Origin of the sequence: Rhizobium sp. 18055, from assembly GCF_902706285.1 — a bacterium.
GTDB lineage: Bacteria > Pseudomonadota > Alphaproteobacteria > Rhizobiales > Rhizobiaceae > Rhizobium.
This window is the reverse complement of the sequence record NZ_CACSKD010000427.1, coordinates 1-401: the sequence shown is the minus strand read 5'-3', so window position 1 is coordinate 401 and position 401 is coordinate 1. Positions and strand designations below refer to the sequence as shown.

Sequence of the window (401 nt, the reverse complement as noted above, 5' to 3'; positions counted from 1 at the left end):
GAGTGCCCCGGTGGTGGTTGGGGCCCGACTCAATAGCCGCCAGTTGAACCGCGCACGCAGGTGGTACCCGAAGCTCGATCGTGCGACCACCGTGGGTTTCATCGAGAACGGCTGATAAGGTACGGCAGCTTTCAATAATCGCCCCAGACGGAATATCGATGCCGTCGTGCAACCCCATAGCAGCCATGGCGAGCAGGGTGGCTCGCAGTTGGTCCGTCACGCGCACTGGTCCCACAAGAGAATCCACTGTCGCAGGCGGCCCGGGGGTGGCGAGCAATACCGACTCTACGTTATCCAGAAGACGTTGGGCCTGACTGGCAAGACGGCTAGCGGTGTCGTCGGCAATCACTTCATGGCCGATGGCTGCCAGGGTATTGGTGGCTTTGCGACGTTCGTCGATC

The 401-nt window shown here is 61.1% G+C and carries 1 protein-coding gene; it reads right to left on the bottom strand.

Translation table 11 applies throughout. The annotated features are described in order from the left end of the window. A partial coding sequence (locus GVL52_RS29835; RefSeq protein ID WP_200848057.1) for a hypothetical protein occupies nucleotides 1–401 on the bottom strand: 401 nt, incomplete at both ends.